This is a genomic window from Dankookia sp. P2, from assembly GCF_050632255.1.
Taxonomy (GTDB): domain Bacteria; phylum Pseudomonadota; class Alphaproteobacteria; order Acetobacterales; family Acetobacteraceae; genus Paracraurococcus.
Genome location: NZ_CP192581.1, coordinates 2880555 through 2895060, shown reverse-complemented (window position 1 = coordinate 2895060; position 14506 = coordinate 2880555). Strand labels below are relative to the sequence as shown.

General features: G+C 68.6%; 12 protein-coding genes and 3 pseudogenes. 7 read left to right on the top strand and 8 right to left on the bottom strand.

What is annotated here, in order from left to right; all coding sequences use genetic code 11:
- The first annotated feature begins 488 nt into the window (after window positions 1-488).
- The 4 genes from ACQ86J_RS17050 (at window position 489) to ACQ86J_RS17035 (ending at window position 5105) form a co-directional block, all read left to right on the top strand.
- The gene (locus tag ACQ86J_RS17050; protein WP_431272028.1) at window positions 489-779 is read left to right on the top strand and encodes a hypothetical protein; all 291 of its coding nucleotides are present in this window, start codon (window positions 489-491) and stop codon (window positions 777-779) included.
- Window positions 728-1984, top strand: coding sequence for a cation:proton antiporter (locus ACQ86J_RS17045; RefSeq protein WP_431272027.1), 1257 nt, complete (start codon window positions 728-730; stop codon window positions 1982-1984). Before ACQ86J_RS17050 ends, ACQ86J_RS17045 begins: the two co-directional genes overlap by 52 nt.
- A gap of 281 nt (window positions 1985-2265) precedes the next feature.
- A complete protein-coding gene (locus ACQ86J_RS17040) occupies window positions 2266-3237 on the top strand; it encodes an ATP-binding protein (protein WP_431272026.1) in 972 nt (323 codons plus the stop codon).
- A 17-nt stretch (window positions 3238-3254) separates the two neighbouring features.
- Window positions 3255-5105 carry an ATP-binding protein gene (locus tag ACQ86J_RS17035; protein ID WP_431272025.1) on the top strand — a complete coding sequence of 617 codons (1851 nt, stop codon included), beginning with the start codon at window positions 3255-3257 and terminating at the stop codon, window positions 5103-5105.
- A gap of 14 nt (window positions 5106-5119) precedes the next feature.
- Here ACQ86J_RS17035 and ACQ86J_RS17030 read toward each other — a convergent pair whose 3' ends face one another.
- The 6 genes and pseudogenes from ACQ86J_RS17030 to ACQ86J_RS17005 all read right to left on the bottom strand — a co-directional run bounded on the left by ACQ86J_RS17030 (window position 5120) and on the right by ACQ86J_RS17005 (window position 10729).
- Window positions 5120-5671: an FUSC family protein gene (locus ACQ86J_RS17030; RefSeq protein ID WP_431272024.1), complete on the bottom strand. Its 552-nt coding sequence runs from the start codon at window positions 5669-5671 to the stop codon at window positions 5120-5122.
- Between the two features lie 31 nt (window positions 5672-5702).
- Window positions 5703-7876 (bottom strand): annotated as a pseudogene (gene paoC, locus ACQ86J_RS17025) (aldehyde oxidoreductase molybdenum-binding subunit PaoC).
- A gap of 46 nt (window positions 7877-7922) precedes the next feature.
- Entirely contained in the window at window positions 7923-8873 is a 951-nt protein-coding gene (locus ACQ86J_RS17020; RefSeq protein ID WP_431272023.1) for an FAD binding domain-containing protein, read from the bottom strand.
- Window positions 8870-9378, bottom strand: a pseudogene (gene paoA / locus ACQ86J_RS17015) (aldehyde dehydrogenase iron-sulfur subunit PaoA). Before paoA ends, ACQ86J_RS17020 begins: the two are co-directional and overlap by 4 nt.
- Window positions 9379-9385: 7 nt before the next feature.
- A complete protein-coding gene (locus ACQ86J_RS17010) occupies window positions 9386-10330 on the bottom strand; it encodes a VOC family protein (RefSeq protein ID WP_431272022.1) in 945 nt (314 codons plus the stop codon).
- A 216-nt stretch (window positions 10331-10546) separates the two neighbouring features.
- Complete coding sequence (locus ACQ86J_RS17005) at window positions 10547-10729, bottom strand: hypothetical protein (protein ID WP_431272021.1); 183 nt, start codon at window positions 10727-10729, stop codon at window positions 10547-10549.
- Here ACQ86J_RS17005 and ACQ86J_RS17000 point away from each other — a divergent pair.
- Window positions 10719-11030, top strand: coding sequence for a hypothetical protein (locus ACQ86J_RS17000; protein ID WP_431272020.1), 312 nt, complete (start codon window positions 10719-10721; stop codon window positions 11028-11030). The two genes, ACQ86J_RS17005 and ACQ86J_RS17000, sit on opposite strands and share 11 nt — an antisense overlap.
- Window positions 11031-11079: 49 nt before the next feature.
- Here ACQ86J_RS17000 and ACQ86J_RS16995 read toward each other — a convergent pair.
- Window positions 11080-11919: pseudogene (locus tag ACQ86J_RS16995) on the bottom strand (IS5 family transposase).
- A 588-nt stretch (window positions 11920-12507) separates the two neighbouring features.
- Between ACQ86J_RS16995 and ACQ86J_RS16990 the strand changes: the two are divergent.
- The gene (locus ACQ86J_RS16990; protein WP_431272019.1) at window positions 12508-12798 is read left to right on the top strand and encodes a hypothetical protein; all 291 of its coding nucleotides are present in this window, start codon (window positions 12508-12510) and stop codon (window positions 12796-12798) included.
- Here ACQ86J_RS16990 and ACQ86J_RS16985 read toward each other — a convergent pair.
- The gene (locus ACQ86J_RS16985) at window positions 12795-13040 is read right to left on the bottom strand and encodes a hypothetical protein (protein WP_431272018.1); all 246 of its coding nucleotides are present in this window, start codon (window positions 13038-13040) and stop codon (window positions 12795-12797) included. The genes ACQ86J_RS16990 and ACQ86J_RS16985 overlap by 4 nt on opposite strands.
- 223 nt (window positions 13041-13263) lie before the next feature.
- Here ACQ86J_RS16985 and ACQ86J_RS16980 point away from each other — a divergent pair, with 223 nt between their 5' ends.
- Window positions 13264-14442, top strand: coding sequence for a recombinase family protein (locus ACQ86J_RS16980; RefSeq protein WP_431272017.1), 1179 nt, complete (start codon window positions 13264-13266; stop codon window positions 14440-14442).
- Window positions 14443-14506: the final 64 nt, after the last annotated feature.

Sequence of the window (14506 nt, the reverse complement as noted above, 5' to 3'; positions counted from 1 at the left end):
GGGGAAACAGGTGTTCCCTCCCCAAGCCCCACCTTCCCCCTTGTGAGTCGGGCAGCCACCGCGCGGCGACTGCCAGACTCACAGGAATAGAGGAGGGTCCAGGGAGCCTGGAGCCGCCTATGGCGAACACTCTTGTGAGCCCGACCACAACGTCGCCAAGGTTGGGGTTGAGGTTCGAATCCATTTGCCCGCAGCGGTGGGAACCGGGAAACGAAAGTCTCTGGCGAGCTAGGCCGTATCACACATCCCGAGGTTCCCGCTGGCGCTACTCCCGCCGACTAAGCCTGATGGCCTCAGTGAACAGAGCCGGATGCATTCGAAAGTGGGTGGGCCGGATGGGCTACAGCCGAGTTGGGAGGGAAGCGGTCATTCCTGCCGGGAACATGCCTTCGACGCCTGATCTCGCTCAGCCCAAGTCCTCCGAAGCGTGACCGCGACTTTGCTCGCCAACCTGCCCGCACATCTTCATTGCGGTCTAGGCTGCGTGCATGGACCTGTTCGAGATCATCATTGCGCTGCTCCTTGCCGCGGCACTGCTCTCCGCCTTCGCCGAGCGGATTGCGGTGCCCTATCCGGCGATCCTCGCCGTCGCGGGCAGCGCGATTGCCTTCATCCCCGGCGTGCCGGCCATCACGCCGGAACCCGCCCTGGTGCTGGCGCTGTTCGTCGCGCCGATCCTGCTCGATGCCGCTTATGACGCATCCCCCGCGACCTGCGGGACAACATCGTGCCCATCGCAACGCTGGCACTCGTCGCCGTGGGCCTTACCGTTGCGGTAGTGGCGGTGATTGCCCGCTGGAGCGTTCCGGACATGCCCTGGGCCGCCGCCGTGACGCTCGGTGCCATCGTCGCACCGCCCGACGCCTCGGCAGCGACCGCGGTGCTAAAGCGGCTGCGCCCGCCTCACCGCATCGTCGTGATCCTGGAAGGCGAGAGCCTGTTCAACGATGCCTCCGCGCTGCTGGTCTATCGCATCGCCGTCGCGGCCACGCTGACCGGCAGCTTCTCCCTCCTGCAGGTGGCGCCGCTGCTGTTGCTCACGGCAGGCGGCGGCGCACTCGCCGGCCGGCTCGCGGCGCGCCTCTACCTGGCAGTGGCGCAACGGCTCACCTCGAACATCGCCATCGTCGTGCTGGTCCAGTTTCTCGGTACCTTTGCGGTCTGGCTGCTGGCCGAGGCGCTGCATCTTTCGTCGATCATCACCGTCGTCGTGTTCGGGATGACGCTCGCCCGCCACGTGCCACGCGTCACCTCGGCACAGCACCGCATCGGCTCCTATGCGGTGTGGGAGGTTTCGGTCTTCGTCCTCAATGCGGTGGCCTTCCTGCTGATCGGGCTTCAGATGCGCGCCATCGTCGGCCGCGTGGACGGCAATGCCGGCATGGTCATCTGGCTGGCGTTCGGCACCTGCCTTGCGGTCGTGGTGACCAGGATCGTCTGGGTGATGATCTACAATGCCGCCTATTACCTCTGGACCAGGCGCTACGGACCGCCGGTGGTGCGCGGCAAGCGCGTCCTCGGGCCGAGCGCGGCGCGGGCTTTGGTGATTTCCTGGTCGGGCATGCGCGGCGTGGTCACGCTTGCCACGGCACTCGCGCTGCCGGAGGGGTTTCCTTACCGCGATGAGATCGTCTTCGCCGCGGTCTGCGTCGTGCTGATCACCCTCGGGTTGCAGGGATCGACGCTGGGGCCGCTGCTCCGACGCCTGCACTTCCCTGACGACGGCATTCTCAAGGCGGAGATAGGCACGGCGCGCGGCCTATCCGCGGAAGCAGCTATCCGATTGGTCGAGAATGCGCCGCCCTCGACCGCGCGCGAGGCGTTGCTGCGCGAATGGGTTGCGCGACGCAATTTGCACAGCTTGCGGTGGAGGAGATGCCGGACAACACCGTCCGGCTGCAGGCCCAGGCAGTGCACGCGGCGCGCGAAGCCCTGCTCGCGTTGCGGTCCTCGGGCGAGATCGGCGATGACGCCTTCCACGTGATCGAGGAGGAACTCGACCTCCTCGCACTGGGCGCGGAAGCACGCGTCCGGCCGGGTTAAGCCGGCGCCGCATCGAACCGCCGGGCAGGCTTCTTGCGGCGATGTGATGCGGCCGACCCCTCAATGCGGCTCAATAATTGCTGCCGCACGGAGGCGGTTCGCCCGCGGCAGTCTGCGTGCTGCCGGCTCTACCTTGCGCGGCTGCGGGCCCGTGCTGCGGTTCCGGGCGGCAATCCGCTGCCGCGGACTATGACCATGCAAAGGCCCGATCGCGGAGACGCCGTGAAAACCTACTGCTTCGGCGAGCACCAGTTCATCCCGGAGCGGCAGCTTCTGCTGCACGGGACCACGCCGGTGCGGATCGGCGGCCGCGCGGCCGATATCCTCGCCGCGCTCGTCGAGCGTCCGGGTCAGGTTCTGACCAAGGACGAACTCATGGCGCGTGCCTGGCCCGGCCTGGTCGTCGAGCCCGCCAACCTCAAGGTGAATGTCGCGGCAATCCGCAAGGCGCTCGGCGGCGAGGCGGGCGAGCGCAGCATCATCGCGGTGAACGGCCGCGGGTATCGGTTCGCGGTGCCGGTCGAGGCATGGACGGCGACCCCGCCGACTGCGCTGCGGAAGCCCAGCCTGCCCGTCGGACCGCCCCTGATCGGCCGGGCCGAGGCTGCGGCGCACATCACCCGACTGCTCGGGCAGCATCGGCTTGTGACCATCATCGGGACCGGCGGCGTCGGCAAGACCAGCCTGGCGATCCACGTGGCCAACCTCGCCGCGGAGGGATACCGCCATGGCGCCTGGCTGCTCGACTTCGGCATCATCAGCGACCCCGCCTGCATCGCCGGCGCCCTGGCGGCGGAGCTCGGAGTTACCGTGCAGGCTGACGACATCCTCGCTGCGCTCGCGCAGGCGCTGCGGGATTGGCAGGCGCTGCTCGTGTTCGATTGCTGCGAACAGGCGCTGGAGGAGACCGCTCGTATCGCAACGCGGCTCCTCGATGCCGCCCCGGGCCTCGGCATCCTCGCCACAAGCCGCGAGGCGTTGCGCGCGCGGCAGGAACGGGTCTACGTCCTGCCGCCGCTCGAGCTGCCGCCGTATTCCGCCTGTCGGACGGCGGAGAAGGCCAGGGCCTTCCCGGCCATCCAGCTCTTCCTGGAGCGCGCCGCGGCTCGGGCCGGCGGCTTTTCCCTCGACGACTCCAATGTTGCGGAGATCTGCGCCATCTGCCGGACCCTGGACGGCGTCCCCTGGCGCTAGAACTGGCTGCGACGCGCATGGACGCCCTCGGCCCGGCCGACCTGCTGGCGCTGCTGCACGACCGGTTCGGGCTGCTCAACCAGGGGCGGCGAAGCGATCCGCCGCGCCACCAGGGGCTGCTCGCCACGTTGGACTGGAGCCACGACCTGCTGCCGGAGGTCGAACGCAGGGTGCTCCGGCGCCTCGCGGTGCTCGCAGGGCCCTTCATCCTGGACGCGGCGGTTGCCGTCGCCGGCGACGATGACGTCACGCCATGCCAGGTGATCGACGGTGTCGCCCGGCTGGTCGCGCAGTCGCTCGTGGCCGCCCGGCCGGCCGGCAGGACGATGCAGTATCGCTTGCTCGATACGATGCGGGCCTATGCCCTGCGCAAGCTGGCGGAGAGCGGCGAGGCGGATGCCGTGCACCGCCGTCACGCCACGCACTGCCTGGCGCTCTGCCGGGAGATTGCCGGCTGGCTCCGTCGGTCACCGTCCGACGCGTCGGTCGCGGACGAGGAGCGGACCGTCGACAACCTGCGTGCCGCCCTGACCTGGGCCTTTTCCATATCAGGCGACCCGCCGCTCGGCTGCACGCTGACCGTCGCGGCGCTGCCGGTCTGGGACGCCTTTTCGCGCCTGCAGGACTGCGTGACGTATGTCGAACACGCCCGCGCGGTGGCCGCGACGGCACCCCGCTTCGAGCGCGAGCACATGATGCTCTGCGCCGCGCTGGCCGTAGCGCGGCTGCAGACGGGTGGCCCCTCGCAGGAGGTCGAGGCGCTCTGGCGGCAGACCCTGCATCTCGCCGAGTGCCTCGAGGACACGGAATACCGGCTGCGCGCGCTCTGGGGGATATGCGACTACCGCAGCTGGGTCGGCGATCACCGAGCGGCGCTGGCGCTGACCGAGGAAAGCCGCGGCCTGGCCGAGCGCATGGGCGATTGCCTCGCGCTGCGGAACGGCGAGCGCCAGGCCGCCACCTCACTCCGCTACCTCGGCCGATTCGACGAGGCGAGGCGCTTGGCCGAAGGTCTCCTGGACCAGGTCGGCCGGCGCGGCGCTGCGCCGGACGTGCCGCGCTTCCAGAACGACCCACGTGTCGTGGCGCAGGGGACGCTGGCGAACCTGCTCTGGCTGCAGGGCCATCCAGACCAGGCCGTGGATGCCGCGACCCTGGCGCTCGAGCGGGCGCAGCGCAGCGGCCATCCCTTCGCCGTCACCAACGCGCTGGCTCACACCGCGATCCCCATCTCTCTCTATGTCGGCGATCTCGATGGCGCCGAACGGCTGCTGGCCATGCTCGACGAACAGGTCGCCCAGCAGGTCATGCCGATCTGGCGCGCGGTCGGCCAGTGCCTGCACGGCATCCTACTGCTGCGGCGCGGGCGTGTCGAAGGCCTCGAGCAGCTCGAGGACGGGCTCGAGGCGCTGGCCGCGACCGGCTTCCGCATGCGCTACCCGGCCTATCTCGGTGCCCAGGCGAGCGGGCTGGCCGCGCAGGGGCGGCTCGCCGAGGCCGACCGCGTCCTCGACACGGCGTTCTCCTGGTCGGGGCTCAATGGCGAGGACTGGTGCCACGCCGAGCTGCTGCGTTTGCGAGGCGCCTTGGCCGCGCGACGCGGCGAGGGCGGCACGGCCGAGCACTGGCTGGGCGAGGCGCTGGCGCTGGCACGTCATCAGGGCGCCCTGGCTTGGGAGCTGCGTGCCGCGACGAGCCTCGCCACGTTCTGGCAGCAGGCGGGCCGGCCCGACGACGCCTCGCGGCTGCTCGGCGCCGTCGTGGCGCGCTTCGACGAGGGCAGGGATGGGGCGGACATGGCGGTGGCGCGCCGTGTACTCGCGGGTGGCGCCGCCCGCCCATTGCTTGAGGCTGCGACGCTGGCATGAACCGCCCGGCCGGATCACGGCGAAGGACCGGGCGCGACGGCGGCAGGCGCGCCGGAGCGACGAAGCAGCAGGTCGCCAGCCCAGCGGAACGCCACGCCTATGGCAATGCCAACGACCGTGTCCAGGAAGCGCAGCGGCGGGTGCAGCCAGGCCTGGCTCGGGTGGCTCGCCGCCACCGTCATGATGACGCATGTCGTGATGTCCGTGGCGATGATGTCGTCCCGGCGGTCGAGCGCCGCCATCACCAGCGCGCCGAGGCAAAGCAACGCCGCCAGCCCCGCGAAGCTGGCGGGGAACAGCAGGAGGTAGCCGAGGCACAGCACGAAGCTGACACAGGTCGCCAGCAGGCGCGCGAGGCCGGCCGAGAGGCTGCCGGCCCGGCTGTCGCGGAGCACGAAGATCGTTGAAACTGCCGCCCAGGTACCGCCGAGCGGCACCAGGCTGGCATCGACAAGGCCCGAAAAGATCATCTGAATGGCCCCATAGCTGACCATGCAGGCGAGGGTCAGATTGGCCGCATGTGCGAGGTCAAGCACCGACAGCCGGCGCAGTGTCGGAGCGCGCATCGACAGCATCTCCTGCTTCGCGGATCAGCCGTTAGGCGATGTCGGGCAGCCCGTTCAGGTGCTTCTCCAACGTCATGGGATAGTCGCGCACACGCACGCCGGTCGCATTGTGGACGGCGTTCGCCACTGCCGCGCCGACGCCGCAGAGGCCGAGCTCGCCGATGCCCTTGGCCTTCATCGGCGAGGACTTGTCGTCGGGATGGTCGAGGAAGATGACGTCGAGATGCGGCACGTCGGCATGCACCGGGACCTCGTAGCCGCCGAGGTCATGGTTCACGAACAAGCCGTGCCGGGGATCGACCGCGAGCGCCTCCATCAGTGCCGCGCCGATACCCATTGTCATGCCGCCGATCATCTGGCTGCGCGCCGTCCGGGGGTTCAGGATGCGGCCAGCGTCGCAGACGGCCAGCATGCGCCGCACCCGGACCTCGCCGGTGAAGCTATCGACGCCGACCTCGGCAAAATGCGCCGCGAAGGTTGCTTGCACGTAGTCCTTGTGCAGGTTGCCGTACTCGATGCCGTCCTCGGCGGTCAGGGGCCCGGCCTGCGCAGCTTCGACCAGCGGGACGGCACGGTTGCCGACGCGCACCTCGCCAGCCGCGAACTCGGCCTCCTCAGCATTGAAGCCGAGACGCGCCGCGACCGCCGCTCGTAGTTGCATGCAAGCGGCATATAGGCCGGAGGTCGCGTTGTTGGCCCCCATTGGCCGCCGGAGCCGGAGGATCGCGGTAGTGCGGAATCGCCCAGCCTGACCGTCACTGCCGCGAGCGACACGCCCAGCATCTCGGCGGCAGTCTGGGCGAGGATGGTGTAGCTGCCGGTGCCGATATCGGTCATGTCGGTCTCGACCGTGAGCCCGCCGCTGCGCTCCAGCCGAATCCGCGCGCGCGATGGCATCAGCAGGTTGCCGCGAAAGCCCGCGGCGACGCCCATGCCGACAAGCCAACGTCCTTCGCGACGTGCCCGCGGCGATGGCCTACGCTGCGCCCAGTCGAAGCGCTCCGCACCGGTTCGCAGGCATTCGACGAGGTGCCGCTCGGAGAAACGCCGGCTGGGCTTTGCCGGATCGACCTGGGTGTCGTTCAGGATGCGGAACTCGACGGGATCGAGGCGGAGCTTCTCGGCCATCTCGTCGATCGCGATCTCCAGCGCCATCAGGCCCGGCGCCTCGCCCGGCGCCCGCATATCGTTCGCTTCTCCGAGGTCTAGCCTCGCCAGCCGCATCGCAAATTCGCGGTTTGGTGCGGCGTAGAGCAGCTTGCTCTGCGATACCGCCGCCTCGGGCATGCCGCCGGCGATATTGCCGCTGAGGCTTTCATGCGCGATCGCCGTCAACCGGCCGTCACGGGTCGCGCCCAGCCGGATGCGCTGCAGCGTCGCCGCGCGGTGCGTGCCGTTGTTGATGATGAGCGGTCGCGCGAGCGCGACCTTCACCGGGCGCTGGGCGGCCTTGGCGCCGAGCGCGGCGAGCAGTGCATCAGCCCGCAGGTAGAGCTTGCTGCCGAAGCCGCCGCCGATGAAGGGTGATTCAACCCGAACCTTGTCCTTGGGCAGGTCGAGGATCTTCGCTAGTCCGTCCTGAGCCCAGCCGATCATTTGGTTCGAGGTCCAGATCGTCAGGCTGTCCCCGGCCCAGGCGGCGATGGTCGCATGCGGCTCCATCATCGCATGGGTCTGGTACGGAGTGCCGTAGGTCTCGTCGAGTGTGACCGGGGCGCCGGCGAAGGCCGCCGCGAAGTCGCCGACGCGGTCAACTGGCGGCGCCTCGGGACCGTCGTTCGGGTCGGTCGCCGGCTGCGCGCCTGGCGCGGCCGCCGCCAGGTCGAAGCTGCCGGACGCCGCGGCATACTCGACGCGGACCAGCCGGGATGCGGCGCGCGCCTGTTCGAAGGTTTCGGCGATGACCAGCGCGATCGCCTGGTGGTAGTGCGCGACCTCGGCGCCGCCGAAGAGATGCGCGGACTGACGCGCCGGCAGCGCGGCAGGCGGATGGTCCAAGGTCGAGACCAACGCCACGACACCTGGCGCGGCGAGGGCCGCGGCGCCATCAAGGCGCGTGATCCGGCCCTTGGCGATGCTGGCGGCGACGACATAGCCATAGGCTTGGTTGGCGACGACGCCATGCCGCTCATAGGCGTAGGGTGCGGTGCCCGTCACCTTCAGCGCACCATCGATGCGGGGCACGGGTTGGCCGACCACCGTCATGCGGTCTATCGGGTTACGGCCGGCGGGTGTTGCGGATTGCATGGGATCAGCCCTTTCCGCCCGCAATGACCAGCGCCAATGTCCGTTCCGCCAGCGGTATTTTGAAGGCGTTGTCGGAGCGCGGCGCCGCACCCTGGAAGGCGAGCGCGGCGACGGCACGGGCGCCCTGCGGCAGCGCCGCATCCGCCGCCTCGACACGCCAGGGCATCGGCGCGACACCACCGAAGGCCACGCGCCCGGTGTCGTCCGGCTGCAGGACCGCCGCGACCGAGACGATGGCGAAGGCGTAGGACGCGCGGTCGCGCACCTTGTGGTAGCGGTGCACGCCGCCGAGTGGTGGTGGCAGCGTGACGGCGGTGATCAGCTCGCCTGGCTCGAGCGCGGTCTCGATCCCGGGCGTCGTGCCGGGCAGGCGGAAGAACTCGGCGATTGGGACGCGGCGCGTGCGGCCAGCGGCGTCCAGTACCTCCACCACCGCGTCCAGCAGCCGAAGCGCGACTGCCATGTCGCCGGGATAGGTGGCGATGCAATGCTCGCTGGTGCCGATGACGCCGAGCGAGCGCGAGACGCCGCCCAACGCCGAGCAGCCCGATCCGGGCACGCGCTTGTTGCAGGGAAAATCGCCGTTGTAGAAGTAAGGGCACCGATTGCGCTGCAACAGGTTGCCGCCGACCGTCGCCTTGTTGCGCAGCTGTCCAGTCGCGCCGGCGACGATTGCGCGCGACAGCACACCGTAGTCGTGCCGGACCCGCGCATGCGCCGCAAGCGCAGTGTTGGTCACCATCGCCCCGATCCGCAGCCCGCCCTCTGCCGTGTCGGTGATGTCGCCGAGCGGAAGGTGGCGGACATCGACCAGGTGGTTCGGCGTCTCGATCTCGAGTTTCATCAGGTCGAGCAGGTTAGTCCCGCCGGCAAGGAACCGGGCGCCCGGCGTCGCATGGACTGCTGCAACGGCCGCTTCCGGCGTCGTCGCCCGCTCGTAGGTGAATGGCCTCATGGGTCGAGCTCCGCAACCTGCGCGATCGCCTCGGCGATGTTGGAATAGGCGCCGCAGCGGCAGATGTTGCCGCTCATGCGCTCGCGCAGTTCCGCGTTGGTCAGCCTCATCGGCGCGGCGATGTCCTCGGTCACGTGGCTGGGTATCCCATCTTGGATTTCCTGCAATACGGCGACCGCGGAGCAGATCTGGCCGGGGTGCAGTAGCCGCACTGAAATCCGTCGTGCTCGATGAAGGCGGCCTGCATCGGGTGCAGGCGGTCGGGTGTGCCGAGGCCCTCGATCGTGGTGACCTCGTCGCCCTCGTGCATCACGGCCAGGCTGAGGCAGGCGTTGATGCGGGTGCCGTTCACCAGCACCGTGCAAGCGCCGCAGTGGCCGTGGTCGCAGCCCTTCTTCGTGCCGGTCAGGCGGAGATGCTCGCGCAGTGCGTCGAGCAGGGTGGTCCGCGAATCGGTCGACAGGGTGCGCGGCGTGCCGTTCACCTGCAGGCTGACATGGATCATGGGTGTTTCATCCCGGGCTTGCGGGGTGGTAGGTGCGGTGCCGCGCGCATGGGTGGAGGCCAGCGTGCTGACCGCGGCCAAGCCGGCGACCAGGTCGCGACGACCCAGCGACCGATCGCTCATCACCGGCTTGCGACCATCTGTCTGCGGCGCTCCAACGACTCGGCAAATTGCGCTGCGCGGGTCCGAGCACCTGGACGAATTCGAGTTGCTCGCCCTCCGGCCCCTTGCAGTAGATCAGCGACCAGCCATCCGACTGGCCCTCATGGATCTTCATGGAATGCGTGGACGCCGGCGCGGCCTGGCGCTCCGCCTCAGTCCGCACGGTGACGGTGCGGTTCGCCTTCACCTGCGTCATCCCGCGCCGAGCACATTCGGCTTCGAGGTCCGTGATGAATCGGTCGAAGTCGACATCGTCGCGGATGTAGAAGCAGATGTGCATGGAGCGCGGATAGGCTGGGCTCATGTGGTCGCGCGGCTCGGCCCAGCTGTCGCCAGTGCCCATGGGCTGCCCGGCATCGCGGTATTGCAGCAGCTCGATAACTACGTTTTCAAACTGCACGAAGCGCACATCGAGCCGCTGCGACGCGCCGCGGAGATCAGGCACGCCGATGGTGCGTGGGTCGATGCCGCGCTCGCGCGCCAGGATCTCCTGGTCGGCTAGGATCGTGAAGTGGATTGCCTCGCCCTTGAAGTCGCCGTCGCGCATGATCTCGGTGCCGCCCAGGACCTGCGTGTAGAATTCGAAGGCACGGTCCATGTTCTGCACCGTGACGCCGAAGTGCTGCACGCCCTGCAGGCGCGCGCCCAGGGGCGCGGTGTTGCGATTGCTGCCGGCGGTCTGCGCCGCGGAGGCGGTGTTGGACGCCATTCCTGCGGCCAGGGTGGCCCCCGCTGCCTGCAGGGCCTGACGGCGGTTCGTCTCGCCATTCTCATGCGGTGTCGTGGTCACGTCGCCTCCTCGCGTCGCTGATGCTGCGAGTCCTAGGCGAGGCCGCACGGGAGCGGTGGTTAAATGAGGTAATTGTCGGTCGAGGCGCCGGCTCTCGCACCTGGTTTTACCTCACTTAACCAGGCCAGCCGGCGAGCGGGTGCTACAGCGCTTGAGGCCAGCGGCGCGCGAAGCGCAGCCCGCGGTACAGGGAGCCCCAGCATGAGCGCGTATCCGCTACCCGTTACCCATGTCGGCCTTACCGTCACGGACATTGCCGCCGCCACCAGATGGTACCAGGAGGTACTGTGCTGCCGGCACATCATCGGGCCGCTGCACATCCGCCATGACGGATCGCATATCGGCGAAGTCTTCAAGGGTATCTTCGGCGATCGCTTCGAGGAAGGCTATGTCTGCCACCTCGCTACTGCGAACGGCGTCGGGATCGAGCTGTTCGAATTTGTGGTGCCGCCGTCGGAGCGGAATTTCCGAGAACTTCCAGTACTGGAGAACCGGCGTCTTTCATTTTTGCCTGATCGATCCCAATATCGAAGAACTCGCCCGACGCATCGCGGAGCATGGAGGTCAGCAGCGCTCGAAAGTTTGGTCTCTATTCGAGGGCGAGCCGTTCAAGGCGGTCTATTGCGAGGATCCGTGGGGCAACCTGATCGAGATCTACAGCCACTCTACGGAATTGATGTACGCAAACAGAGGCCAGTGACAGCGGAGCTGCAGCGTGCTGCCTTAGAGCCCATCCGGGAAGTTTGGGTTCATGCTGAGGGCTTTGTTGCCAGCCGTCGAAGCATGATGCGGATCATGGCCATGCGGACGAAGGCGGCGGCGATGCGGCAATGCCGCTCGAAGTCGCGGGCCAGCCGCCGGTTGCGGCTGATCCAGCCGATGGTGCGCTCGACGATCCAGCGCTTCGGCAGCACGACGAAGCGGTGCCTATCGCAGCGTCGCACGATCTCCATCTTCCATGTACCGGTGCGGGCGACGGCGGCGGCCATCTTCGGCCCCTGATAGCCTGCACCGCCGATGATGCGCTCGACAAGGGGAACAGCCTGCGCGCCTGGCGCAGCAGCGGCTCGGCGCCATCGCGGTCCTGCACGTTGGCGGGATGCACGATGACCGCGAGTAGCATGCCGATGGTATCGGTCAGCAGGTGGCGCTTGCGGCCGACGACCTTCTTGCCCGCGTCGTAGCCGGACGGGTCGAGCGTAGAGCCCCCTTTGCGCGCCCTTCGCCGTCTGGCTGTCGATGATCGCGGTCGTCGGGCTGGCCTCACGCCCGGCACCCTCGCGCACCGCGACGTAGAGCGCGTGGTGGATGCGCTCGATGGTGCCTTCCCATTCCCAGCGCGAGAAGTAATCCCAAACCGTGCTCTTCGGCGGCAGGTCCTTCGGCAGCGCGCTCCATTGGCAGCCGGCGGAGAGCACGTAGAACACCGCGTTCAACACCTCGCGCACGTCCACCTTGCGGGGCCTGCCGCCGTGCTTCGCTGGCCGGATCAGTGGCGCAACCAGCGCCCACTCGGCATCCGTCAAATCTGAGGGATAGCGCAGCCCCCGCCGGTCCGCCGCACGCCGATGTTCCGCCGTCCATGCCATCCGTCTCCTCCCGCGAATCGCCCGCAGGAACAGCGAATCACATCCGATTCAGGCGATTCAATTCCTTTCCGGATGGGCTCTTACATTACGCTGATCATGTCGCTTGGGAGCGATTGGCGGAGGGCATGACGATCCCTTGCCCCCCGTGAGCACACGAACCCTAGCGGGACGTAGAATTGCATGAGGGCTGCGCGCCCGGCGGTAGTTGCGCGATCCTGCGGAACACCGTTTCGCGCAGGAACGCTTTTGGAGCGACAGCTGTCATTGCAATTATGATAGGAGCAGCGCTCAAAGCTGAGCGCCATGGAATCTTAGTTGTACACTCGCAGTACATGCCTGGCTTTTGCCGGTGACAGAGCAAATGCCCCTCTCACGGCAAATGGTCCTTTCACCGCGGGAAAGCACCGCGGCGACGGAGCCATCGATGACCACTATCCTTCAGACCGAGAATTAGGTTTGGGGCTTCTGGGTCACCATGGGCGGGCACGCCGCCGAGACCTGGGGCGCGCCCTAGCGGCGATCGACGGCGAGCCGGATGCGGTCCGCGCGTTCCTCGACAGCTAGCCCGGCCGCCATTTCGCAAACGCGGTGCTGGACGCGATGCATAGTGGCGACAGCGCGGCCGACGCGATCGCGGCGACAACGGCGCGCTGGATGGGCTGGTGCATCAGTCGCCGCACCAGTCGGGAAAGCGGTAAACGATTGTTCCTGCTCGACGCCCCCGCCGCACTTTACGGAACGCGACGCTTCGTCATCACCACGGACAACATTGCGGCTGCGAGGTCAAAGGTCGCACCCGGCGAGATGTTCCGCGCTGTGACCCGCACCGTGTTGTTGGTCCAGGCCCTCGCATCGAGTTCGACGAAACGGGTGGACTAGGCCAGCGCAGCATCCGCTAGGTCGCCGACCCGCCAGTTGGCCACGGTCAGGTCGAGCAGGCTGGTGGCGCCTGGGGCCAAGTTGGGCAGATCCCACGCCACTTCCACCTGGAACTCCCGCGTCCCAACCGGAAGCGCTGGCGTGCCGCAGAGCAGCGCCAGCGCCTCTCCCGGCAAACCGTAGAGCCGCAGCGCCTCCAGCTCAATGGCCACGTCGAAGCCGCAGATGCCGATCTGGACCAAGGCGACCGGCTCCGCCGACGGCGACTTGTATCGAGTGCGCCGGCCTATACGGACATCGCCGAATCAGCACCAGATGCTGCATTTTCGCTTCACTTCGGGCTGGCACAGAGCGAGTGGTCGGACGCGCGCAGGAGGCCCGGCAGCGCACCACCCCGACCGGCTCCCCGGCGGGGCTCTGAGTAGTAGCACCCGGCTCCTCGGGGGCGGCAGCAGGAGCCCCAACATGGCCCTTTCCGACACCGCCAGACGCATCCTCGCTGACGCCGCGCAGCACCCTCTGCGCTTCGCCGTGCCGCCCGACAAGCTGCCCATCGCCGCCACCCGGGCGGTGCTGAACAACCTGCTCAAGCAGAGCTACGTCGAAGAGCGCGCGGCGTCCGAGGAGTTTGGCGGCCTGCGTTGCCATCAGCGGGATGGCGCCCGGCCCACGGTGCGCATCACCAAGGCGGGAATGGCGGCCACTGGCGCCGCGCAGGCGGATACCGCGGCCGAGAAAGCCGTCGAACAGGTGGCGCCCGGCACGGTCCCCGCCCAGGAGGCTGGTAGCTCGTCGCTAGCGCCGCCTGCGGCTCCGGAGTCTCTGGCGACGCCCGACAGCGCCGGGGCCGCCCAGCGGCCCTCCGCGCGACCCAGCCTGCGTAACGCGGCCCACCGCGTCCTCGCGGCCTGGGATGACCATGCCGGCGAATACGCGGAGATAACCAGCGCCATCGCCGCCCTCCGTGCCATGCTGGCCAAGCCCGCCCCGGCACCCCGCCCCACTGGCCAGCGCAAGCCGCGCGAGGGCACCAAGCAGCAGCAGGTGCTCGGCATGCTCCGCCGGCCGGAAGGCGCCACGGTGGCCCAGATCGCTGAGTACCAGGACGTGGCCAGCGGCAAGGACGACCGACGTCCCGGCTTTCAGGCGGCGCTGGCCCGTTGCCGGCAACTCGGTGCGGTACTGTTGGCCGCCCGGCTCGACCGGATCACCCGGCGCGCCCACACGCTCTCGTGGCTGCTGGAGGAGGGCTACCAGATCCGGGCCGCCGACATGCCGGGCGCCGACGACCTGATGATGCGGATCTACGCCGCCATGGCGCAAAAGGAGCGCGAGCTGATCAGCGAGCGCACCAGGGCCGCGTTGGCGGCTGCCAAGGCACGTGGGGCGGTGCCGGGTGGAGACAGAAGCTACCGGCCGGTAGAAGGCCCGAGCGCCGCAGCAGCGGCCCGGGCGCGGCGTGTGGCGGCGGAGCGGGTCGCGCATCGCTTGGCCCTGAAAGTGGAGCGGCTGCGGGCCGAGGGCGTCACCGGCCAAGCGGCAATCGCGCGGGCGCTGACCGAGCGCGGGGTGCCAACGCCGCGGGGCTCGGGAGCTTGGACCCACACGACTGTAACGCGAGCGCTGGCACGGGCGGCACTCTGACCGCTTTATAGAGTGAACATCCAACCGTGGGCATAAGGTCCGTTCTGCGCCCCTCTCGGTCGTC

What these genes read in the sequence shown, in the direction of transcription:
- ACQ86J_RS17050 (WP_431272028.1), top strand. Translation starts at nt 489, where the DNA reads ATGGACCTGTTCGAGATCATCATTGCGCTGCTCCTTGCCGCGGCACTG.
- ACQ86J_RS17035 (WP_431272025.1), top strand. Translation starts at nt 3,255, where the DNA reads ATGGACGCCCTCGGCCCGGCCGACCTGCTGGCGCTGCTGCACGACCGG.
- ACQ86J_RS17030 (WP_431272024.1), bottom strand. Translation starts at nt 5,671, where the DNA reads ATGCGCGCTCCGACACTGCGCCGGCTGTCGGTGCTTGACCTCGCACAT.
- ACQ86J_RS17020 (WP_431272023.1), bottom strand. Translation starts at nt 8,873, where the DNA reads ATGAGGCCATTCACCTACGAGCGGGCGACGACGCCGGAAGCGGCCGTT.
- ACQ86J_RS17000 (WP_431272020.1), top strand. Translation starts at nt 10,719, where the DNA reads ATGTCTGCCACCTCGCTACTGCGAACGGCGTCGGGATCGAGCTGTTCG.
- ACQ86J_RS16980 (WP_431272017.1), top strand. Translation starts at nt 13,264, where the DNA reads ATGGCCCTTTCCGACACCGCCAGACGCATCCTCGCTGACGCCGCGCAG.